This window comes from Chryseosolibacter histidinae, assembly GCF_018598225.1.
Classification (GTDB): Bacteria; Bacteroidota; Bacteroidia; order Cytophagales; family Cyclobacteriaceae; genus Chryseosolibacter; species Chryseosolibacter histidini.
The window spans coordinates 129,641-152,672 of record NZ_JAHESF010000013.1 but is presented as its reverse complement, the minus strand read 5'-3'; the positions used below and the strand labels follow the sequence as shown (position 1 = coordinate 152,672).

General features: G+C 48.5%; 20 protein-coding genes, 1 tRNA gene and 1 pseudogene. 16 read left to right on the top strand and 6 right to left on the bottom strand.

Features of this window, described 5'->3' with window-relative positions:
* Nucleotides 1–12: 12 nt before the first annotated feature.
* Entirely contained in the window at nt 13–1,209 is a 1,197-nt protein-coding gene (locus tag KK083_RS14890) for a THUMP domain-containing class I SAM-dependent RNA methyltransferase (protein ID WP_254164074.1), read from the top strand.
* A 78-nt stretch (nt 1,210–1,287) separates the two neighbouring features.
* Here KK083_RS14890 and KK083_RS14885 read toward each other — a convergent pair whose 3' ends face one another.
* Nucleotides 1,288–1,797, bottom strand: coding sequence for a superoxide dismutase family protein (locus KK083_RS14885; protein WP_254164072.1), 510 nt, complete (start codon nt 1,795–1,797; stop codon nt 1,288–1,290).
* Between the two features lie 146 nt (nt 1,798–1,943).
* Here KK083_RS14885 and KK083_RS14880 point away from each other — a divergent pair, with 146 nt between their 5' ends.
* Nucleotides 1,944–3,308 (top strand): LPP20 family lipoprotein, encoded by a 1,365-nt coding sequence (locus KK083_RS14880; protein WP_254164070.1) that lies wholly within the window; start codon nt 1,944–1,946, stop codon nt 3,306–3,308.
* A 108-nt stretch (nt 3,309–3,416) separates the two neighbouring features.
* Nucleotides 3,417–3,989, top strand: a complete 573-nt coding sequence (locus KK083_RS14875; RefSeq protein WP_254164067.1) for an LPP20 family lipoprotein — start codon at nt 3,417–3,419, stop codon at nt 3,987–3,989.
* Nucleotides 3,990–4,051: 62 nt separating this feature from the next.
* Here KK083_RS14875 and KK083_RS14870 read toward each other — a convergent pair whose 3' ends face one another.
* The gene (locus KK083_RS14870) at nt 4,052–4,747 is read right to left on the bottom strand and encodes a hypothetical protein (protein ID WP_254164065.1); all 696 of its coding nucleotides are present in this window, start codon (nt 4,745–4,747) and stop codon (nt 4,052–4,054) included.
* Nucleotides 4,748–4,835: 88 nt separating this feature from the next.
* Here KK083_RS14870 and KK083_RS14865 point away from each other — a divergent pair, with 88 nt between their 5' ends.
* Both KK083_RS14865 and KK083_RS14860 read left to right on the top strand, forming a co-directional pair.
* Nucleotides 4,836–5,738, top strand: coding sequence for a helix-turn-helix transcriptional regulator (locus KK083_RS14865; protein ID WP_254164063.1), 903 nt, complete (start codon nt 4,836–4,838; stop codon nt 5,736–5,738).
* Between the two features lie 66 nt (nt 5,739–5,804).
* Complete coding sequence (locus KK083_RS14860; protein WP_254164061.1) at nt 5,805–6,212, top strand: DUF3052 domain-containing protein; 408 nt, start codon at nt 5,805–5,807, stop codon at nt 6,210–6,212.
* 169 nt (nt 6,213–6,381) lie between these two features.
* Here the strand turns inward: KK083_RS14860 and KK083_RS14855 are convergent, their stop codons facing one another.
* Nucleotides 6,382–7,179, bottom strand: coding sequence for an outer membrane beta-barrel protein (locus tag KK083_RS14855; RefSeq protein WP_254164059.1), 798 nt, complete (start codon nt 7,177–7,179; stop codon nt 6,382–6,384).
* Nucleotides 7,180–7,352: 173 nt separating this feature from the next.
* On the opposite strand from KK083_RS14855, the gene KK083_RS14850 reads away from it, so the two are divergent.
* Nucleotides 7,353–7,426, top strand: a tRNA-Arg gene (locus KK083_RS14850).
* Nucleotides 7,427–8,291: 865 nt separating this feature from the next.
* Here the strand turns inward: KK083_RS14850 and KK083_RS14845 are convergent.
* Nucleotides 8,292–8,660: a recombinase family protein gene (locus tag KK083_RS14845; protein ID WP_254164057.1), complete on the bottom strand. Its 369-nt coding sequence runs from the start codon at nt 8,658–8,660 to the stop codon at nt 8,292–8,294.
* 271 nt (nt 8,661–8,931) lie between these two features.
* The gene (locus KK083_RS14840) at nt 8,932–9,246 is read right to left on the bottom strand and encodes a hypothetical protein (RefSeq protein WP_254164055.1); all 315 of its coding nucleotides are present in this window, start codon (nt 9,244–9,246) and stop codon (nt 8,932–8,934) included.
* A gap of 307 nt (nt 9,247–9,553) precedes the next feature.
* Between KK083_RS14840 and KK083_RS14835 the strand changes: the two genes are divergently transcribed.
* The 8 genes and pseudogenes from KK083_RS14835 (at nt 9,554) to KK083_RS14805 (ending at nt 20,444) form a co-directional block, all read left to right on the top strand.
* The gene (locus tag KK083_RS14835; protein ID WP_254164053.1) at nt 9,554–11,866 is read left to right on the top strand and encodes a hypothetical protein; all 2,313 of its coding nucleotides are present in this window, start codon (nt 9,554–9,556) and stop codon (nt 11,864–11,866) included.
* A 56-nt stretch (nt 11,867–11,922) separates the two neighbouring features.
* Nucleotides 11,923–12,969, top strand: coding sequence for a Clp protease/crotonase-like domain-containing protein (locus KK083_RS14830; RefSeq protein WP_254164051.1), 1,047 nt, complete (start codon nt 11,923–11,925; stop codon nt 12,967–12,969).
* A gap of 99 nt (nt 12,970–13,068) precedes the next feature.
* Nucleotides 13,069–16,476, top strand: a complete 3,408-nt coding sequence (locus KK083_RS14825; protein ID WP_254164049.1) for a hypothetical protein — start codon at nt 13,069–13,071, stop codon at nt 16,474–16,476.
* 134 nt (nt 16,477–16,610) lie between these two features.
* Nucleotides 16,611–16,982: a hypothetical protein gene (locus tag KK083_RS14820; protein WP_254164047.1), complete on the top strand. Its 372-nt coding sequence runs from the start codon at nt 16,611–16,613 to the stop codon at nt 16,980–16,982.
* A 447-nt stretch (nt 16,983–17,429) separates the two neighbouring features.
* Nucleotides 17,430–18,536, top strand: coding sequence for a nickel-binding protein (locus KK083_RS14815; protein ID WP_254164045.1), 1,107 nt, complete (start codon nt 17,430–17,432; stop codon nt 18,534–18,536).
* A gap of 166 nt (nt 18,537–18,702) precedes the next feature.
* Nucleotides 18,703–19,296: pseudogene (locus KK083_RS32830) on the top strand (acyl-CoA dehydrogenase family protein); the annotation flags it as partial.
* A 105-nt stretch (nt 19,297–19,401) separates the two neighbouring features.
* Nucleotides 19,402–19,821 (top strand): acyl-CoA dehydrogenase family protein, encoded by a 420-nt coding sequence (locus KK083_RS32825; RefSeq protein ID WP_438834724.1) that lies wholly within the window; start codon nt 19,402–19,404, stop codon nt 19,819–19,821.
* 272 nt (nt 19,822–20,093) lie between these two features.
* Nucleotides 20,094–20,444, top strand: coding sequence for a hypothetical protein (locus tag KK083_RS14805; protein ID WP_254164041.1), 351 nt, complete (start codon nt 20,094–20,096; stop codon nt 20,442–20,444).
* Between the two features lie 62 nt (nt 20,445–20,506).
* On the opposite strand, the gene KK083_RS14800 is transcribed toward KK083_RS14805, so the two are convergent.
* Complete coding sequence (locus KK083_RS14800) at nt 20,507–21,055, bottom strand: dihydrofolate reductase family protein (RefSeq protein ID WP_254164039.1); 549 nt, start codon at nt 21,053–21,055, stop codon at nt 20,507–20,509.
* A 271-nt stretch (nt 21,056–21,326) separates the two neighbouring features.
* On the opposite strand from KK083_RS14800, the gene KK083_RS14795 reads away from it, so the two are divergent.
* On the top strand, nt 21,327–22,412 hold the full coding sequence (locus KK083_RS14795) for a serine hydrolase domain-containing protein (RefSeq protein ID WP_254164037.1): 1,086 nt from the start codon (nt 21,327–21,329) through the stop codon (nt 22,410–22,412).
* 97 nt (nt 22,413–22,509) lie between these two features.
* On the top strand, nt 22,510–22,878 hold the full coding sequence (locus KK083_RS14790) for a hypothetical protein (protein WP_254164035.1): 369 nt from the start codon (nt 22,510–22,512) through the stop codon (nt 22,876–22,878).
* Nucleotides 22,879–23,032 lie beyond the last annotated feature (154 nt).

Sequence of the window (23,032 nt, the reverse complement as noted above, 5' to 3'; positions counted from 1 at the left end):
ACGAAATTCACCATGAACGTTTTTACAACTCCCAGCCGCATCGTAGTGACCTGTAACAAACGCCTTGCACCGTATCTTGAAAGCGAGATCAGGGAGCTTGGATTCAAGCCTACCCGTGTGTTCGCCACCGGCGTTGAGCTGCGCGGCACCGTGAATGACTGCATACGCCTGAACCTGCAACTGCGCTGTGCCAGCCAGGTACACTATTCCCTGAAGGAGTTCACGGCCGACAACCCCGAGCATGTTTATCGTAACATCCACTCATTTCCGTGGGAGAAGCTGCTGGATGAAAAAGGATATTTCTCTGTTACCAGCAACGTTGATCACCCCACGGTGAACAATTCGCTTTTTATCAATGTAAAGGTGAAGGATGCCGTGGTGGACCGCATGCGCAAGCAAACAGGAGAACGGCCCGATTCAGGACCGCTGGCCGATAGGGTTGTGATCCACCTGTACTGGCGCGACAACAAGGCCGAGCTTTTTCTCGACACCTCGGGAGAGACGCTGGCCAAACACGGCTACCGGAAGATACCCGGCAAGGCGCCGATGCTCGAAGCCCTGGCCGCGGCAACGATCATGGCTACACGTTGGGACAGGCGTTCTGCCTTTGTCAACCCCATGTGCGGCTCATCCACACTGGCCATCGAGGCCCTGCTGCTGGCCACCAACCGGAGACCGGGACTTTATCGCAGCAACTATTCTTTCATGCACGTGAAGGGCTTCGACGAAGCATTTTATGCGAATGAATACAGGAGAATGGAAGACCAGGTGAAGGAAGTGCCCGGCCTGCAGGTGATCGCAACGGATATCAGCGAAGATGCCATTCACGTATCACGGGTGAATGCCGGTATCGCGGGCGTTGAGAAGATGATCAGCTTCAGGGTCTGTGATTTTGAGCTGACGGATGTGCCCGAAGGAGGAGGTGTGGTATACTTCAACCCCGAGTATGGCGAAAGGCTGGGGGAGGTCACGGCACTGGAAGCAACGTATGCACGCGTTGGCGACTTCCTGAAGAAAAAATGCAAAGGTTACACCGGTTATATTTTCACTGGCAATCTTGACCTGGCCAAGAAGATCGGGCTGAGGGCGTCGCGGAGAATAGAGTTTTACACCGCCAAGCTGGACTGCCGGCTGCTTGAGTATGAGCTGTATGAGGGGAGTAAAAGGAGTAAGGAGCCAGTAGTAAGGAGTAAGGAGGGAGACGTGTGAAGCTCAGGCTGTGAGTGCTGATCGCAACCATTCTAATCCCGATAGCTATCGGGACTAACTCCTAAATTCTAAATTCTGTTATTCGCTTTTACAGGTTCGCATGCCCAGCCTTCCGGTGGAAGAGTCGTCTGTGACAGCCGCGCCGATGTTTCCGCCGGCGAGGATGATGTTCTTGTCGGGTCCTGATTCTGCGAGGTGTATTTTGATGCAGGCGTTGAGCTGAACCAGTTGTTGATAGGTGATGGAGGATTCATCGGCGAGCTGCTTCAGGCTTGTTTCGCTGATGCCTGTCTGGCCGAGCACAGGATTTAACAACGCTGCCACGTCAGCGTCGGGGGTGGTAATGTTGCCAAGGTGCAGGTGCACGGGGTGTTTGATATTGCCTTCGGTGCCTGATAGCGCTACGGTGATCCTGGTGCTGCCGTCCTTCACTTCTTTAAAAGTAACGGTTCCGTTCACGGGATAGTCAGAACCTGAATGAAGCGCATACGTGGTCTCATTACCGGTGAGGTCACTCTGAACAGGCTCATTTTCCTGGCAGGCGTTGAGAAAAACCACCAAAGAGAGCAGCAAACCCAATCTTTTCATATCCGCAGCTTTTTTGTTTAAAGTTAAAAAATTTAATACACCCTTGTTATTCTGGGCATCCCAGGCTGTAGATTTGTTTTACCGTTTGGTATATTAGTTTGGCACGGGATGTGGATGTTAGAACGACGAACCTCAAAAATTATTCTGTGAAGCGCATTTTAACGCTCTTTTTGCTGATCGCAGCTTGTAGCCCCAAGGTACAGCCCCCCGATCCGGAAGCTTTGAAACCGTCGTGGCTGAAGAACGAACCTTACCAGGAGGGTTATTATACCGGTATTGGGCATAGTACCAAAGATGGCTCGAACAATTACGTGCAGTCCGCCAAAAAGAGCGCGCTCGATGACCTGGTATCCCAGATCAAGGTGAACGTCTCCAGCACTTCGGTGCTCAGCTTCATGGAAACAGACCAAAAGCTCAAAGAGCAATACGAACAGATCATTCAGACCACGGCAGCCGACGAGATTGAAGAATTCGAGCTGGTAGATGCCTGGGAAGATGCCACCAATTACTGGGTATATTACCGGTTGTCTATTGCCCGCTACAGGCAGATCAAAGAAGAGCAGAAGCGCAATGCCACGCTGCTGGCCACCGATTTTCTGAAGAAAGCCAGGCAGGCTGACAAAGACGGCGAGCGGTTGCAGGCCATAAGCTTTTATTTCCAGTCGTTCAGGGCCATTGAAAAGTACCTGGGCGAAGCCATTCGTGTCACCATCGATAACCAGGACCTGTTGCTGGTGAACGAAATCTATGCATCGATCCAGTCCATCCTCGATAAGATCAACGTGCAGGTGAATCCTGCAGAGATCATGCTGAACAGGCGCGTCAACCAGAGCCAGCAGACCGTGATCGCGAAAGCATCCTATAAAGACCTGGGCAAAACAGCGGTGAACCTTCCCCTGAATGCTGCCTTCGAAAAAGGCGCGGGTGATGTTTTCCCGGACTACAAGACTGATGAGGCGGGCCAGGCAAAGATCCTGCTGAACCGCATCGGATCGAGAGACCTTGAGCAGACCCTGGCTATCAAAGTGAACATCGACGCGTTGAGTGGCACCAGTGGCTCTCCTGTCTACAACCTGATCGCTAAAACGCTGAATGTTCCGCGCGCGCAGGTGAACATGAAAGTGCAGCGCCCCGTGGTATACCTTACCTCAGAGGAGAAGAGCCTGGGATCGACGAAAGCCAACTACCAGATCAGCAACAAGCTGAAGAATTTGCTGGCCAACAACGGCTTCGAATTTACCAATGATAAAGGCACGGCTGACCTGTGGTTCGATGTGAAAGCAGACTCTGAAAAAGGATCTGTTTCTGGCAGCATCTACATCACCTACCTCACCAGCGTGATCAAGGTCACGGCCATGAAAGAACAAAAAGAGATCTACGCCACCACCCTCGACCGTGTGAAAGGTTATGGGTTGGACTATGATAAGTCGAGCGTGGATGCCTACAATAAAGCCCTCGAAACACTGGAGAACGAAAGAATGAAAGAATTGCTGATCACAGTATTGCAGTGACATGTGATCGCTGAACAGCATTCCCCCTTTGTGACGTGAAAACCCTCTCTTGACGTGAAAAATTGGTCTTTAAATTGTACTATATATAACCAAACTCTGAAACTAGATATGAAAAAGTTGACGTATTCTACATTTGTATTGCTTGCCGTAGCTGTATTCGCCATCGGCTGTAAAGGCAAGAAAGAGACAGCGAAGGTTAAAGGCGAGGTCGAAGTGGTAGTACCCTGCTCAGGCCCCGACTATTTCACCACCAACAAATTCTTCCGTGCGAACTCCATCGGCGAAAGCCAGGACCAGGTGACGTCGAAGAAAAAAGCTTTGACCAACGCCCGCAACGAGCTGGCACAAGCTATCCAGACCACTGTAAAAACAGTAACGGATAACTATGTGAACTCACGCGAGATGAACAACAAGGAAGAAGTTGAAGAGCGCTTCGAAAGCCTGAACCGTGAAGTGGTAGACCAAACCATCTCCGGTGTTCGTACCCTGTGCGAGAAGCTGATGAAGACCGAAGCAGGCACTTACAAGACCTACGTCGCCATCGAGCTTTCTGCCGATGAACTCGTTGCCAAATACAATGAGCGTTTATCAAAAGACGAGCGCCTGAAGATCGACTATGACTACGAGAAGTTCAAAGAGACCTTCGAGAAAGAAATGGACAAGCTGAAGAACGGCAACTAAGTCATCGTAAGCTTTGCAAAAAAAAAGAATGCTGCCGTAAATGGCAGCATTCTTTTTTTTGATCAGGAAATCACTGCCTGCGCTGACTTACGCTGCGCCAGGAGCCACCAGGCTTTGAGACCAAACATGAGATAAACCATCGGCAGGTATAATGTGCCGTAGATCGGGTCAGGGAACAGTTCTACGCCCAGGTATCCGGTGATGGTTCTCAACAGCAACCGGATGCCGTTGAAATAAAGCACAGCCTTGATCACGTAGTTCCGTTGGGGTGTTGCAGGGAAAACGAGGGCCAGTATAAAGCTTCCCAGCATTTGAGAAAATCCGAGCGGAAAATACAACGCCCCCTGAATCTTCTGAAACTGGATCACGTATGAAAGGATTATCTCCTGTTGTGCTGTGGAGGCGGCGAGATATTCACCCGGTAACTGGATCTGCGTGTAAAACAATTCGATCGACCGGAGTATGACCTCCAGCAGGCAGAACACGGAAAATCCGCAAAAGGCGATAAAATTCCATGCTTTATTTTTACCGGGCTGATCGAAGCACAACACAAAGAAGATAAAGAACAAGGCAAACATGCTCAGCAACATCAGCCACGAACGCACAACGCTTATGGGCTCGGCGCTAAACAGAAAGTCTTTGATGCCTGAGCTTTCTGGCAACGGTGCTTTGGAGAACACCCACCACTGGAAACTTTGTACGGCCATGTATGTGATGCAAAGGATACCGGCCCCCTTTCTCATTCCTGATGTGATCATAGATTTTTTGATCGCTAAAATACCGGGGTTCCAAGTGCCTCACAAACGCCGCGTATCAATTCCCCAAAATGGATAACGGTTGACCTGCATGCAGCGAAAAGATACTTTACAGCACCATACGCGGGTATTGAGCAGGGTGGATGAATACCTGGCAGGAGATCTTTCAACGCCATTCGGCATTGGTGAAGTGGCGGCGTACGCACACGCATCGTATCACCACCTTGCCGAGATCTTTCAAACGCTTCGGGGCGAATCGCTGGGCAATTACATAACGCGAAGAAGACTGGAACGTGCCGCGATCCTGAGCAGCTACACTGAATTGAACCTGAGCGAGATTGCCGATAAAACAGGCTTTGCTACAAAACACTCTTTATCGAAAGCCTTCTCCCAAACCTTTGGTATGCCACCAGGCCGACGCAGGAATAAAACGTTATACCGGAAAGAATCTCCGAATATATTGCTCGACGGTATTACCAGTGAAGCGCAATATGAGTCATTGCTGGCCATGGAGTTTGCTTTTACCTGCCGCCGCACGAGGATCGAAGCCGGCTTCCTGGCAGGTCAGATCTGGCGGCTCGGCAACAACTGGAACATAACACCTCAAAGTTATGAGCAATCGCTCCGGTCACTGCGTTTTTCTTTCGGAAAACCAGCGCACCGCTTTTGCCTTCAGGCTTATGACTCGGTAAACTTCACAGCGCTCCGGGACTTTAAAGCCTTCTATGGTGTCTTCGTGGAAGAAAGCGATCCAGCGACATTTCAGCGGTTAAACCCGGAATGTATGATCATGCCTGTGAAAAAGGGCGACTACCTGGTGTTCGATGTGCCGAAGGGCAAGCAGGATGAGGTCAAGCAATACATTACGTTGTTCAGGGAAAACCTGGTGTGGCATAAGAAAATATTCACCCTGCACGACTTTTACGACTTCTTTGTTTTTTCAGACGATCACGAGGCAAAGACAGGTGAATATTTTATTTACTGCGGAATGTGATGTTGACGCGGGCTATTGAAGCGGATGCGTTATATTGAGTGAGCATTCGTTAAATGATGCTGATGTATGGCAGGTTATTCAGGTACACCCCTCGTTAAAAAGCTTGGCCTGAAAGAAGGCTACACCGTATTTGTGCATCAACCTCCCAATGCCTATTTCGAATGGCTGACTCCCTTACCTGAAGATGTTGTGGTGAAAACAAAGCTGCAGGGAGAGATCGACTTCATACACCTTTTTACAAAAGACCAGAAAACATTTCAACAGGCGTTTGTAAAGGCCCGCAAGTGCCTGAAGAAAGATGGCATGCTCTGGGTATCGTGGCCCAAAAAGTCTTCGAAAGTACCCACCGACCTGGATGAGAACGTGATCCGCGACTTCGGATTGAAAGAAGGACTCGTGGACGTGAAGGTCTGCGCCGTAGACGACGTGTGGTCAGGATTGAAGTTTGTGGTACGGGTGAAAGACAGGGGTTAGATATCAGATATGAGTATTGAGATGTGAGTATTGAGACTATGCCGCGTAACGACCTTCATGTCATGGCGCAACAACATCAGCCAACTTCTTTAATCGTTGTTGCTTAAGAGAAAACAGCGAGGTGTTGCCTGTCAAAGCAACGCAATTTAACTTATACTAACAGGCATGATTAGAAGCTGGCCAGTGAAATACCTATCGTATACGATGCTGCTTTAGTCTGCATCGGTCCTTTACCGCTTTCGAACAGCGGGTTCAGGTTGTAGTAACCGAAGAGGGCAAAGTTGCCGAGGTACACTTTCATGTACACGCTGTAGCGCAGGTGGTTGAGGTTGAAATCCTGCACGTTCTTCAGTTTTTTCAGCTCGCCGTTTTCTTTGTATTTGATCTTGGTATGGGCGTTCAGCAAGTAGCCTACCCGACCACCCACGGCCAGTTTAAAGCTGCGCGCCGGATCGTCAGGATTGGTGCTGAACCGGAACTCTACCGGAATATCCACGTAGTTCAGTACCAGCATGGACTTGCGGGTGGCGTATGTTTCCACCCAGTTAACCTGCCCGAGGCTGTCGGCATCATAAATGTAGTTCAAGGAGTTGACAAATACGGTGTTGCCAACATTGTCGAACATTAAAGTAGGGTTCTGGTAGGTGATGGTGTCAGTGGCCGTATAATGCTCGGAGCGCATGAGTTTGAAACGCTCCATGCCGAAACCTATGCCGGGGTGAAAGCTGAACTTCGACTGGGCGATGCGCATGTCATATAAATAGTAGAGGTTCAGGGTCCTGGAACCCCAGAAGCCGTACTTCAGCTGGTTCGGTTTTTCGGTCAGCCGGTTGACGCCCAACTCAAGCGCAAAGGTGCCTGGAATGTCCGGGCGGCTTTTCTTGGGAGCCTGAGTGGATTGGGCTATCGCATTAAAGGTGAGTATGAGGGTAAGGACTATGGCGATAGAGGCGGCTTTTCTCATCATACGATTGTTTTTCTTAAAAATAAAGGCTCAAAAATAGCTTTTTTGTCGGCAGAGCCAAACCGTTTTGTTTGGTTGAGTGAATTTATTCTTTACATTTGCAGTCCAAAATTCAGTAGGCAACAGGCAAATCTACAGTAGGCAACGCCCAACTTCAGATAGCCCGGCCCTGATAAGCACTCGTAGCTCAACTGAATAGAGCATCTGACTACGGATCAGAAGGTTCGGGGTTTGAATCCCTGCGAGTGCACGAGTGAAAGAATGCAAAGCCCCGGCGATAGCCGGGGTTTTTGCTTTTTGGCGGGTCGCCAAGCGGCTTCGCTTGAGTGACACGACAGAAAGCAAAAACAAGCGCAGCGTGGCTTTGCATTCTTTTGGACCTCTGCTTAGCGGGGATCGCCACCGGCAATCCTGCGAGTGCACTCCTTGGGACAGATTCAACAAGTAGTTGGGTCTGTCCCTTTTTCTTTTGGTAACTTCCTGTTATCCAGCATAAAGAGACAGCAATTCGTTCATTCAGGTGGTTTGAATTGTTTCATCCGAAAAACCAACTTTTCAGGAAAGTTCAAACCAATGAGTTAATGTTTTAGCTCAACGCTTGCATCTTTGTAATCTTCCGTGTCCCTCAGGAGGTTCAACGTGTCGCTGACCCTTTTCATTGTAGTTCTCACCCATTATCTGTAATGATGCACGCTCTCCAACTAAAGTTGAGTTCTCTTCGTCAAGTTGAGATTTTATTTGATAGTACTCTGATTGCTCAATCCACCGTCCAATCTCATTTTCAACGAAGTGGATAGACGCGCTTTATTCGATTCGATAGCCGATAACAGCTTTTTTGACTCCACCTCGCGGTCCTTGCCTGATCGTGCGTACAATCGCTTAAATATCTCTTCATATAGGTCAAGGGCTTCTTTTTTAGCGACGATCTCTTGCAGCAACCTGTCGAATGAAGCATGAACTTTCGTTATGGAGTGAATTTCCTTAAAGCCCTTTGTACAGTGATAGTAGTAATAAGGTCGCTTTGTCTGCTTAAAGCCGAACTTCCTGTAAGAGTTTTTCCACACTTGGGACACTGAAGAAAACCCCTCAAAGGGAATTCTTCCCGACACAATTGTTTAGTTGTGCTTGCTGGCCTCCTTCCAGAAAAGAACATCTTGAACCTGGAAGAAGACCGCCTCGCTAACAATTGCCTCGTGGCGGCCATCGACATAATAATCCGGTTGTCCTTCACCAGAAACCCAAACCTTGCCGATGTAAGTCCTATTGGAAAAGATCCTGCTGAAAGAACTCTTGCTACATTCGAAACCTTTCATTCTTAACTTAAACCTTATCTCGTCTTGCATATAATTTCCGGTTGCAACCAACTCGAACGCTTCCCGTATAAATTCAGCTTCGTCGCTGGCCGAGATGCCCGGTGGTGATGACGCCAACAAACGGCTTTCGGACAAATGGCGGGAGAGGATAGAGTTTGTTGACTTAGTCAAAGGCGCGACCTGAAGAAAAGGCGGCTGACGTTGGTGTGAAAGGTAGTGATTTTGATATGAAGGAGGTCGATTTTAAAAAATTGATAAACACATCTCCCGCTATTGTTATCTCAAGGGATGCGGAGGTCGAAAATAGGAGGTCCGAAATGAATATGGGCGGGACCGAGGATGACGACGATGATAGCCTAATTTTTCAACGCGAGAAAGCACCGCGAGAGCACACGCCACGGGTGAGACCAAGGCAATCGGGGCCTCCCCCCCAACCGGCCAATTAAAGGCGGTCCAAGTCGTTAATAGAGTTATCGCGAGCCTCATAAAAAGCGTCGTCTGTTCCATCGTCAATATAAAAGCAAGCTCTACAGTCCGCCATCTTGGCGAAGATACGGGAAGCGCCATCTCCGGTCACTCCTTTGAAATCTTCTGTTCCTTCGTTTGGATCGCCGTAAATCGTGTACAGGCTTGATCTTGGACAGTCCAGTAAGGAATAACTGTCAAACGAAGTCCTGTGACTTTGCAACAAACTGAACGTCGCCTCCACGCCGTTCGCCAGAATCAATTTCTTTTCAATTTTCTTGAAACGTTCCATAGTGCTATAACCGGGATAGATTCAATACTTCTCCAATTACCAAGTAAGAAAAAAAATATCCTGAGATTTTTTAAAACCGGTGTGGGAAGACAATTTTCTTTTGCATCAAAGATTTCAAAAAGGCAGTCCCCAAAATCGTTAACTAAAAAATAATTTGGTAAACGTGACTTGCGCACTCTGGTAAAGTTTATAAATTACACTGCTAACGGGAGCTTTTCAATAATCTTAAGCCCAGAGATTATGAGCTCGCTGGTATTTTCTACCACCTTCTTTCTCTACTGAGTCAACCCCATTTAATGGACTAGTTATGCCAACTACGATTTTTAAAACCCTTTCATTCAGGTCGGCAAGACAAGCTTTTGTATCTGCTCCGACCACAGACACACCACTGCCGGATGCTGAAATAGCCTCGGTCCGGGAAGAGTTGAGTAAATTCGGCAAGCCAGATTGGAAGCGCCCGAGCCACGACCACCTGCTGGGGTACATCGCTCAACGATTCGGCGGGAACAAAAGCTTCGTTGCCAGCAAGATCGACGCTATCGCGATTGCACTCCTACGTCTGTCAGACGTTTCTGTAAGAGGCCCTATTCAGGGGGAAGCGCGTAAACTTCAAGGTGCAACTATCGTCGCCTCAGACAGACAAGGCGACGTCGTTACGGACCTTCTCAGTTACATGAACTCACGGCGAGTACAGGGGATTAACGGCTCAGAGTACATTGCGAAAATCAGGAAGGCTGCAATACTTTGGCTGGCGCAGAGACCGGCGAGCAAGAAAGGCGTCTCGAATGAACTCCGTAGCCTCATTGGTGATGCCTTACTGATCCGGCGTCCTGTGGAGAAAGGGGATGCAAAGCTCGAGTTTGACGGTATTCGGTTTCCCGAAGAGTTCTGGTTTAAAGAGGAGAAATCCGATGGCCCGTGTATAACAGCCGGCTTACTCAAGAAATTGTTTGCCGACAGTGTGGGCCCAGAGCGGGCAATAGCCATGCTGATAAGGGCACTTCAGGAGCTGACAGAAATTCTGAAGGAAGAAAGCAATCGCTACAGAATGACGGAGAGTACGTCGGACGATGTCGGACCGAAAAACTCAATATTCAACCGCAGCGAAAGTTCCGGGAAATTTGCCGTGAGAAGAATGGAACCAGTGGAACGTGAGTTTGCCGTGTTGATCGATGAAGTGGCGAGACGCTGGAGGGAAGAAGCACCTCCGGGCAGTGAGGAACTACTGCAGGTCATTCTTGCTGCGAGTGGCAGGACCGTTGGCCAATTGCTGAGTACTATAGCTGCTGAAGTCAAATGCCTTTCCAGTTCAAAGGAAAAGGATAAGAGCAAAGACAAAGGCAAACCTTGGCCACCGAAGCTTGAATGGCCGTGCGTGGCGTCAATAGGCATCGGTGACCTTTATGTTGTAGACGAAGAGTGGCTTTGTAATGTGGCGCGTGAGATATCGTATATCGAGAACGCCCGGGGCGGAGAAAGCCGTGTTCGAATTCATGAGCGTGAGACCGAGGAGATCGTTGTGGAAGAATCCGAACGGCTCACTGAAGAGTCGCGTTCCGAGAACCACCAGACGTCAGAGCGTTTTGAGCTCCAGAGTACCGTTGCATCGCAGAACTCGATGGAAATCGGTATCAACGCGAATGTGTCCATGTCAGCCAACTATGGTGTAACATCAATACAAGCTTCACTCGGTGCAACGTTTGGAATGTCACGGTCTGAGTCGGCAGCATCGACCGTGACCAGTGCGCGCGAGACTGTGTCGAAGGCGGCGTCAGAGATACGCAACAGTGTTCGCGATAAACTTACGAAAACATTTCGGGAAAGAACGTTCGACCGAAATGAACATCGATTCGAGTCGGTTGCTGACAACAGCTCCGTCTATCGCTTTGTCGAAAAGAAATTTAGGGTGCAAGTCAGGCAGTATGGAGCGCGGCTATTCCTTGAGTTTATTGTGCCAGAGCCAGGCCGAACATTGCTGTCCCGCAAGGCGGCTACGCATGGTTTGAGCGCGTTTACATTGACACCAGATCAGATCACCTTCGAACGTGATCTCGCCTCTTCCGAAGCGAGCTCAGTCGCAGGTACTCACTATATGATGCTCCAGTCGCAATACGATGCACGTGGAATCGTGCCACCTCCGCGCCCTACCAGCTTCGATGTTGGACTTGCACTCGATATATCAGATTTCTACGGATCCGCCCAGCAGATCGTGAAAGTACCAGAGGGCTACCGCGCCTACGACTACATGTCATCGGTCTGGTTTCCATCAGGTGGGCAAGTGTATGTTTCAGCCAATGGACGAACCTTGTATAGCAGTACTTCTGGTACATGGAACAATCTTTGGGAGCCTGGGGCGCAGGTTTCAGAAACAGGTATTGTGGTTAACGCGACGATGAAGACTGCCAATAACTCCACTGGAAAATTCAAGGGGGCGGTTAACCTGTCAATACTCGCGCGCCCCACGAATGATGCAATTCGCAAATGGAGGATGGAGACCTGGCTTAAACTTCGCGAAGGCTATCTAACCAGCTATCGGAAGCCGAGGCTCGTCTCGAGGAGAAGATGTCTGGCATTTCCCCTGAAGAACCACCTTCACGCCTTCGCGACAAGGAACGTGTAGAGTTGCAACGTGCAATCATAAAAATGCTTACCGGCCGTGCGCCAAACTTTTCCCTTGTGGAAGAAGTCGGTATTGATGACGACGTTTACACGTTCTACCAACCGGGTCGCTGCAGCCGGAGGAGCCAGACGAAGATCGCGTTCTTCGATGGGGCTTTCGAGTGGCACGACATGCTTACATTCTATGCAGGATATGAGTTCGCTGAACAAGAAACCTGGTCTCCGCGCATGGAGCTTCGAACAATAGATGAGAAACACCGCCAATTCCTTTCTGCAGGAGTAGCGCGAGTTATGCTTCCCGTGACTCCGGGAAGCGAGGCGAAGGTCCTTCAGTTGCTTGATACGCCACTCGCGAACCAGGAGACATTCTTTGCAAAACTGGAGGCAGATGCTGATGAGGCAAATTTTGCGGGGGAACTCCCAGATATTTCTGCTAATCTCCTTCGAGAAATATTGTGCGAACGCAATGACCAGTACCGGCTTGGTGCCGGAAGTCTTCGGCTCAACGACGCTGACTTTACCATCATACCAGAGATTGCGTTTGAACGACTCACCTGGGTACTGGACGAAAAGCTTGACGTTGGTCGTGAGGTCATGATTGAGGGGACGCAGTACATCGTCAAGAGCATAAGCAGCCCCACCCAGGGAACGTTTACGACGGGCACCGGTCGGGTTGGTGTGGAAGTTGACTACTATCTGGGAGCCGTACCAATCGGCGATTCCTGGATCGAGTATGTACCCACGCCGCTTGTGATCCTTGGCGGGCAAGAATACAAACTGGGTGGGCTATCTGCTTCAGAGTGCTCATCGTCTACTGTGGCACCTGACGCCGGCCTGGAGGCGTCGGTGGCGCAAATTGCGCGGACGTTGACCGCTGGCCCTGCCGTTGCCGAAAATGTGGTGGCTCACGTGGCCACACTTAGCGAGATAAAACGACTCGAGGGCGAGCATCAAGCAAGGATAGAACAAAATTTAAAAGACAACCATGACAGTCAACTGAAGGTACTCGATCGATCAGCGAGCCGACTGAAGGTCGTTGATGACCTTTTGGCTAAACAGCGGCAGCTGCTTGAAGAGAATAGCAAACGAAAGAAGGATAAGTAGACCGGAAATCCACTAATCATGCTGCCACGCACACGAAGTTCCGATCGCAGGTCTGCGCTACTGGTGGAAGCCCCGCCCGGATGGCTCCAAGCTCCTACAATGCTACGTCCAGTACCGCCATCCGGCCCGCCGCTCGATATGGCTCTAACCTTTGTCCACGGATACACGTGGCTTAAAGATGATCCTGGTCCTTCGGATCTTCATCGTCAAATGTCAGTCGCCGCATACAAACGGAATCTAGCCCTCTTCAAAGCGATTATCTCAAGCGAGGATCCCAAAACTCCGTTCGTCGACGTTGGGGCTAGCGTGCTGCTGAAACTAGTAAACGGATCTTCAAGCAGCCCGAAATTCCTTTCAGGATCGCCTAGCGAGAAATACGTTACACTACTACGTGAGTTTCTTGCCCCTGAGAAATGGAACGCGCCCGTTCCGACGAAAGACTTTCTACTTACCGGGTATCCAAGCCTCGAAGCATCCTACAAATTCGAGCTAGGACGGGAACCAGAAACGTGGACATGGTTGGACAAATGGAACCGAGCTCTTCGAATTGATCCAATCGTTCGCGCCTTGTCAGCTCCCCAGAATACACCTACACAGAAACGCGCACGCGGATTGTTGGCTCCAAACTCGAAAGAACTGACTGGGAATGGGCCGGTCGATTCATTCCTAAAAGCGTATCGTGAAATCAATCAGCTACGATCTTTATATGTGACTGATGTGGGCAGCGCTGCGCAAAAGGCACATGAGCGCCGCAAGTTGCTTGCACTCGACCTACTGGTGCTGGGACTCAACGACCCGGTCCGGGAAGTTTTCGACAACGTCGGTCTTTGGCCCGTATTTCAATACTGTGCCTATGTTGAGGTGTGGTGGCTGTATATCGAGCATCTCGTTGTAAGATGCTCACTGCCTCTCGACGAAGTTCACTATTCGCTTAGTAGTGTGGTTGCCGTTGCGATCTTTGAGGCTATCACGGGGATGACAATTCCTGCTCCCAACCATTCGTCCTATCTGAATGCTCCACGGCACGCGAAACAGAAACAGGATGAAAGTGGGTCGTTGCGGATCGAATTGATGCCAATATGGGGAGCCCTTACGGTGGATGAAGCTTGGGCGCAACTTTGGACGCTTGCAATGGAGGGCGTAAAGACGCCATTTATTTTACGAAACAGTCTGTCTTCACTTGAATCGCCAGCGAGGAAGGGGGAAACAGGGACGTCAGTGCGGCGCGCCGACGTTGCGATCACTGCCGGCGAGCTCGTGCTACATTGGCCAAGGTATCCCGAAACCCATAAATTGCCATCGATTACCAACGATGCTTGGGACGAGAATGGTGACAAGTTTTCGATTTCTAAACATTCGCGATATACCGCCCAGCTCAAACTTTTTGTTGCCGCATCAATCTCAAAACTGGCTGTTACAGACCTGGGACTGCCTGCTCCTCTGCTCAAACTGGTCGACGACACTTATAACAAAACTCAAGCAAAGGAAATCAAAATCCACTGGGACCAGTCAGATGATCCGGCTCGGTCGCGAGCAACCCTTACTGAACGGGTGCCACTGCTACAGACCTCTACATTGGAGATAGCTAAGAAAGAAACGTTGACGGAGGCCGAAGTGATGGGATTAAACTTAGATCGATCCCGTTACTCGGACGCAATCAACGCCCGCACAAACTCGGGTCTTGTCTCACCGCTTCGTTTGGTCGCAGGGTGTTTTCCGTGGGGAGGGCGAAAACTTCCCCACATCACTCATCGCGATGGACTCACTTTTGATCTCCAAATGGGCGCCGACAGCCAGAGGTGGCCACCGATCGATGAAAATGTAACGAGGCATCTTGAGGGAGCCATAAGTATAAACTGGCCTGGCCTCCTCCGCATTCTTGCACGCTCAAATAGGGCCGATTCACTTTCCGCGTCCACAATAACTCATGCACCTGGCGAGGGCAGGAAGGCTATGAGAATGACATTGCAGGAGGTGCAGTCGGGGTATCGCGACGCCGTAGTCAAATATCAACGCGTCATGAAAGAGTTGAAGGACAAGCCATTTCCGCTACCTCTTTCGGTCGCCGGGCGCACCGCAGTCACCCGGCTTGCAGTACAGCTACATCGAGACGGTGACTCAGCAAAAGCCCGCGTGCTTTACAACCTGGTGGTGATTACAACACTTGGAGAAAAGATGGCGCGTCGGGTTGTAGCAAATCCTCTTATTCTTCGGCATTCATCAATGGAAACAGGTGCCTTTAAGGGGGAAAATAGGCAGCTCATCTTTCGTGGCCTTATCACGGACGTACTCGTACAGCCGACAATCGCTCGCGTTGAAGCAATAGTTCGGCACGTACTTGTGAAGAACATTGATAATAAAGGCTTCGCAGGAACTGGTAGCCGCGACGCACTAATGAAAGGGTACGAGCCCGAGCTTAATGCAACGGGCGAATGGGAAAGCATCGAGCGCCGTATTCAGGATCTTCCGCTTGCGCACACTGAAGCGGGGGTGCAAAGAGGTCTCATTGCCACAATATCGCTACTTCTATCCGGTATGAGAATGTTAATTTTCGGTGCACCGGCGTTATATACACGCGCACTTCGAGTATTGACAGAAGCCGCGAAAGACGATGTCGCTGTTGCGAACGCCTTACTGACATGCGCCGGCCGTCTCACGAAGGAGCGCTTCATGATTACTGAGTTTGCCTTTATGCCACACAACCACAGTGATCATCATCATGTTCAGTTCGGCGCCCAAGGCTATGGCGAAATGTATGACCGCAGGTCGGCAGACTGGGGTCTACGTGCAGAATTGGATGACCTCGAACCAATGCTTGCGGTGTGGCTCGACCTTGGCATCGATCTCAAACCGTTTATGAAGTACTTGGAATCGCAGAAGGCGTCAACGGCTGGAATGCCTAAAGCCATGTCGGAGGAACGGGATGCCATCATGACGCTTGTGTCAATCTATATCTCAGACTTCGATAAGCGCTTTTTGCCAAATCGTGCGCCGAACCCCTTTGATGGCGATAATGCGAAGGGTTACGCCAGGTTTGCCGTTGCGCGTGGAAGATTAAACTCGCTTCTTATGCGAGCGAATGATTCTTTGTTGATCGCAGCCAAGCCTCCGCAGGCGCGTGGCACCGAGGTTAACGATCTCAGTAACGCGTCGATCGAAATAATGAACGCACTGAAGGCAGCTATTGATTTTCGCGCAACGAAAGAGTATTTGGAAGAGACAAGAAAACGCGGACTCGCTGTGACAGTTGACCCGCTTGAAATCTGGGAAGACGAATGTCTCACGGAGGTTGCCAAGTCCCTTCAGGGACCGGACCGCTTTCGTCAACGGCTACAACAAGTGCTCAATTTCACGGTTGCGTCGTCCCCCGAAGGCCCCGATGGTGAAACTGACTTCGCGCCGGAGGAGCGAGAGTGCGATATATCTTCAGAGTTTGAAGAGGAAGAAGAGTTTCGAAGAGCAGTCATCCAGGAACTCCTTGAACGCCGTGTTCCTGCAACTGAGTGATTTATTCTATCAAGTGTAGTAATGTAATCTTGGAACCAATCTGACACTTAGTTTGGCGGCTTTGGGCCAAAAAGAAGAGAGGGTAGCTTGCAGCTGATGATCTGGTTTGCTAGTCCGTAATCTTGCCAGGTGGGATGTTTAAGATGTTAGCTGGGCCGTTGAAGCTGGTTTCTGTTGATATATGGCACCGCCGAAATCCAGATAAATTAGTCCAAATTTTGTTTGGCGGCTCCTCGATCTCTTACGTTTGCCCTGTTGCCACCCAGGTGGCTCATAACTTATCAAATAATATGGTGACTGGTATGGGAGGAATGGAAGCGTTGAAAAGGTCGCTTAAGGACCGGGAAACCCTGACTTATTATGGAGTCAGGGGGCCTGAGAAAATGGCAGTAGATCACCTCATTTATAGAGGGTATTTTTTCGTAAGTAGCTGCACTTTAGGCAAAAATCCAAAAGCTTTTTATACTGAGGTCTGTCAAAGTTCTTTGTTGAATGATCTTCAGTGAAGATTGCAACAATCTCAATCCCCATGATACTACAAATCTTTTCGTAAAGATTCTTCCTGTCAAAATAAGCTCACGCACGCCTTTATTGTGGGATCTCCTCTTTCATCGCAAAACAGTGAAACAATGCTTCGAGAGCTATCACGGTTCAATGCACAAGCAGATCAAAACCTTTATCGACGCCTATAGCACCTACATTGAACCGCAGCTATTAACCTCCTCCTCGATTTCCTGGAAGGTCAGTATTTTCGATGCATGCACCAGATTGATGAATAACGAAATGACGCCCTTCCTATCAGCTTGTCAGCCCGACCCCCGGCAATTTTTATTCCTCAATACTAAATGACACTTCTACGTCTTTCAGGTCCGTGAAAAACACCCGCGATTCTTCCCCTTGAATAAAATGGGTAAAACCATTAGATTGTAGGTACTAAGAAACCCACCCGCTCTATGCCAATCTACATGGATCGCCACAACATACCTGAAGAAGTCAGCGCAGAACACGTGGCAAGAATGCACCAGGAAGATGTGAAAATCGAACACTTGTATGGTTGTAAAGGAATAACCTATTGGTGTGACGAAAAAAGGAACACCGCTTTCTGTCTGATCCACGCACCGAATAAAAAAGCCCTTGAAGACATGCATGCACATGCTCACGGAGACCTGCCTCACGAGATTATAGAAGTAGACCCGGCCATCGTTGAATCGTTTTTGGGAAGGATCGAGGATCCGAAGAACACAAAGAATACGCCGATCAACATTATTGACGAATCTGCCTTCAGAACGCTCATGGCGATCAAAATCGAAAAAGGCGTGTCAAAAAATACCGATCGGGAAGAATTGAGTAAAGAGATCAAACGAATTTATCAATCGTTAGGCGATATCATTACGAAGCACAAAGGCAGACCGGTAAAGCAGAAAGACGATAGCATACTGGCATCGTTCGATTCTGTTACCAACGCAATCGTGTGCACCCGGGAAAGTCAATCCGTGTTGGATAGCGGCTCAAATGCGTTCAATCTTAAAATCAAAATCGGCTTAAGTGCAGGTGATCCGGTAAATACAAAATCGAGCTTGTTTGAAGACACGGTCAAGATGTCGAAATACCTGAGTGAGATTAGCCATGGCCATATCACGGTAACATCGGAAGTGAAAGAACTCTTTGAGAGTGAAAATTTCAATACCACAATTGACAAATCAATTGGTGTGATCGATCCGAACACAGAGAAGTTTCTAAAAGCGTTAATGGATTATTTTGAAAAAGAATGGAATAATCCGGAGTTGAATGTAGAAAAGCTGAGTGCCGGATTGGGCCTGAGTAAATCACAGACCAATCGGAAATTAAGATCGCTGACCGACAAGTCTCCGAATCAGTTTATTCAGGAGGTCAGGCTTCAAAATTCGCTCGCCTCGATCAAGTCGAATACCAAAACGGTCTCCGAAATCGCATACGAGTCGGGTTTTGCAAGTCCAACGTATTTCTCGCGGGCGTTTAAAAAGCGCTTCGGCATATCGCCAAAAAAATTTGCCATAGACTATACTGAGGTGTTTCGCTAGCATCCCCTGATGCCGGCTCATTTATGCAACATTTTGACCCAAAAGTGCATATCCGTTGGCGTTGTTTGCAGTAGGTTTGTCTCTGTCTAACAAAGGTTGGATTTGCTGCCACACGATGATGCCGCGTGACAGTTAGGTTTATTTCTTATCTATTAATTCCATCAAAATGAATTTACAAAAGATCCTGAATGAACTTGGGCCCGAAATCGAAAAGCACGGTATAGCCTGCGATGCAGAAAATAAGTTTGCCGAAAAGAACTTCAAGGCGCTAAAGGAAAAAGGTGTATACAAAGCGTTGATTCCGGCTGACCTTGGAGGCGCAGGCGTTTCCTATTCGGACGTTTGCTATTTTCTAAAAGATTTAGCGCACTATTGTCCGTCAACTTCACTTGCATTGTCCATGCACATGCACCTGGCCGCTGTTTTGGTTTTCAGACACACGAACGGAGATGCCGGAGCAACGAAAACATTAAAGGCAGTGGTTGAGAAAGATCTGATCTTGTTGAGTACAGGAGGGGGCGACTGGGTATCGTCAAACGGATCAGCAAAAAAAGTAGACGGTGGTTATATTGTCAACTGCAGGAAATCGTTCTGCAGCGGAGCACCGATAGCGAATATCGCTGTCATGAGTTGCGCCTTCGATGACGGCACGAAAGAACAGGTGATCCATTTTTCAGCCCCGTTGAATTCGGATGGTATTGAAATACTTTCCGACTGGAATGCGATGGGAATGCGTGGCACTGGATCGCACTCCATCAACTTCAAAGATGTTTTTGTTCCTGACGAAAAAATCACGCTCACGCGCGAACGAGGCAAATGGCATCCGGTGTGGGATGTGATCACCACGTTCGCATTTCCTGTTTTCATTTCACCCTACGCGGGCATTGTCGAAGCCATCGCGAACAAGACGATCGCGCTGTTCTCGAAGAAAGGAAGCAATGAATCTCACGCCCTGTCGAACCTGGGCGACATGCATAACCAATATCAGATCGTGAAGCTGGCGCATCAAAAATTGGTAGATAATGCTAATAATCTAATGCTCAAGCCAAGCAGTGATTCGGCTGCCGTAGCTTTGCAAGCTAAAGCGATCATTACACAACACGGCAGGATGTCGGCGCAAGCTGCCATGGAGGCGCTAGGTGGTTCATCATACTTTTACAACGTTGGCATCGAGCGTCTGTACAGGGATTTGCTCGCCGGTGAATTTCACCCGATGCATTCAAGCAAGCAAAGAGAAATGTTGGGGAATTACCTGACTGGAAAAACGCTGGCGGGCGTAAACTAAAATACCTCATTTTTGCGATATTACACCAATACCCACCGCCAAAGCAAAAACAAATTCCGGTTCCTTTTCAAGAATATTAAAAGGGTTAGTAAGGAAAGCTAGAAGTTGAATTCTGACTCCTCCTGGTGATAGACAATAGTTGCGCAAAAATCTCAAAATAGATAGATGTAATGCAGCCCTCGCCGGGAGATCGCGATGGGGGAGGAGCCTATAATGGCCTGATTGTTGTAATTACCCTTGCTATAAGTTACTAGCTATCCAAACAACGATTTATGAAAAGACTACTATTCACCATTGTACTCACAGCCCCTGTGCTGGTCTATGCGCAAAACCAGAAGAGCGTAAACCTGAAAGGCAAAAACGAACCAAAGCAGCAATATTCCTGCCGCGAGCTGGAAGTGGCACCTGACGGCAGGGTGTTGATCCTTAGAAAGAATGTAAAAATTGAAACAGAGGACCTGACGCTGCGTGCAGATAGCGCTGTTTTCAGCAAAGAAAATCAAACCTGGATGGCGTACGGAACAAAAGAGCTAGTCTTCCGGGGCGGTGAAACTGTTATCCGAGAAAAGCCCACGAATACTGTTCGGTATAAGTTGAGGGATAAAACTATTTACCTCGAATAGAATTAGTCGATAGTTTACCCACACCTGTTCTCCGCTGACATAGGTGAAGACCCCCTCGCATCTTAATTTGTAATCCTCTCATAATACTGCACCAACGCACCGGACTCAAACGGTTTCGTTTTCAAGTATTTAAGCGCAACCTGGTCGGTGATATTTTTAAATAATGGTAAACCGCTTCCAGCGATAACCGGGTGAACACACAACTGGTATTCGTCAATCATCTTTAGCTCCGTGAGTTGCACAATTAAGCTTGGGCTGCAGGCATAGATATCTTTCGTTGCTTGTCGTTTTAGATTTGAAACTTCCTCTTCAAGACTCTTTGTTGCCAATCGTGCGGAGTGCCAATCCAGATTTTTCAGTGTACGGGAAAACACAACTTTAGGAACGTTGTCCATTGCTACTGCGAAGTCGTCCATCTCTTTGTTACCAGTGGGGTTTTTTAAAACGGTTGGCCAGAATTCCATGAGCTGGTAAGTTGTTCGGCCATATAAAGCGGCACCTGCGCCACGCAGCATGTCTGCATAGTGCTGATGGAGCTCGGGAGTAGCGTTGCCATACGTGTGATCGCAAAATCCATCGAGTGTCATGTTCATTGCTGCAATTACTTTCATAGGTTTTTTTTAGAGATGGTTGCCTGACACAAACCTACAAACTTGTGCAGAGACTAATGGTGTGTGAATGCGACAAATGAAGGGTGGATTGCGAAATTCGATGGGTAAAATAGTCAAAGGACACCTTTGTTTGAGCAAAGGGGAATGACTATAAGTTGCGTTCCCCGGCTGTCTAATGATGGCCTTTTTTTTTGATTTTTTTATTGCACATTTTGCAACTGTCGATTAAAAATCGTGTCCTTAGGTATTAAAACTAAAAAAGCCCCGCACCATGATCCGTATCCGATCTCTCCTGTTTTCTCTTTTGATCACAACTTCCTGTTGTGTAGCGCAAAATCGTCCTGATCCGCTTCAGCCACCAATCCCTGATCTGCCGCAGGCCCAGCTTTCTTCTGTTGGCATGAAGAAGGATACGATCGCCAGACTAATAGACCTGATCAGGTCCACGCCGCCGCGCGATTTCAGGGCACTCGTGGTTATCAAAGACAACAAACTGGTTGTTGAAGAATATTTCAACACTTACTGGCGTGAAACAATACACGATATTCGTTCGGCGGGTAAGGGCATCACAGCTCTGCTACTGGGTATAGCAATCGACAAAGGATTGGTAAAAAGTACAGAGCAGAGCATCTATGATTTTTTTCCAGGAAAAAAGTTCGAGGTTCCGGATGCAGCGCACAAAAGTATCAAAATCAAACACCTGCTGAATATGTCATCGGGTCTGTATGTGAACGATGATGATGACAACGCCCCCGGTAACACGGCCAACTGGTTATTGAAAGACAACTGGGTGAATTTCGCAACGTCAGTTCCGATGACTTCTTCTCCTGGAGAGAAATATGTTTATGCCGATATCTGTCCGATGCTCATTGGTGCAATCATTGAACAAACATCCGGGAAGAAACTTTCAGCGTTTGCAAAAGAGAACCTGTTCGACCCACTTGGTATCAGAGAATTCTATTGGTATACAGCGCCAAACGGCAGCACGGGACCCATGGGCAACTTGTACCTTTCTGCCGTTGACTTTGCAAAGATCGGACAGGTAGTAGCTGGCCATGGCAAATGGCAGGGAAAGAAAATTGTGAGCGAGTCGTGGATCAAAGAGATCTCTGCTGTGAACTTTGATATATCCAACGAAGGTCCATTTGCACAAGGCTACGGCACCTTCTGGTTCAAGTCGACAAAAAATGTTGATGGAAAACTATACGAATGTCTCTTTGCATCCGGTAACGGCGGTAATTTACTTTTCGTAGTACCGGGCAAAAACCTGGTTGTAAGCCTCCTCTCCAGCGCCTACGGAGGCGGCCATAAACGATCGCATAATATTTTTGAAGCCGTTCTCCGGTCGTTGGAATAGCCATCCGGAATTGAATAAGAAGGGCTCCCGTGAACGGAACTCCAAATTACACTATATTGCGGATTGTACGACAGTAAATTATAATCCCGGTAGAGACATGGAACCTGTGATGGCACAAAAAACTTTGGTAATACTTGCTTTGCTGTTGGTGACTTTTTCCGGCGGAACAGGGCTCACGTTAGCGATCTCGATTCTTTCTAAAAAGAAAACATCTTCCGTCAGCGTGTTCATGCACGGGGTGTTATCCGCCACGGGCCTTATATTGATTGTTATCTATTTTGTCAGGCATATCGAAGATTTTCCAGGGCGGATAGTTTTACTTTTTGTGGTCACTGCCCTGCTCGGCTTTTTCCTGTTTTGGAAGGATATCCGTGAGAAACCGGTAAGGCCGATCGCTGTTGTTTTTACGCATATACTCTTCGCCCTTTTGTCAATACTGGCACTGGTTGACTGGTGCTTTTTTTAGTGAACTGTTCTTCGAGATCGGTGGTCAATCGCCTGTCTCCAGTCATAACCACTGGCCATGTGAATGGGGATCGAGGTCAGATAGAAATAATTTTTGACCGCTCAAACCAATTAAGATTTATTCGGATAGATGCTTTTCCTTATTTTAAGGATAT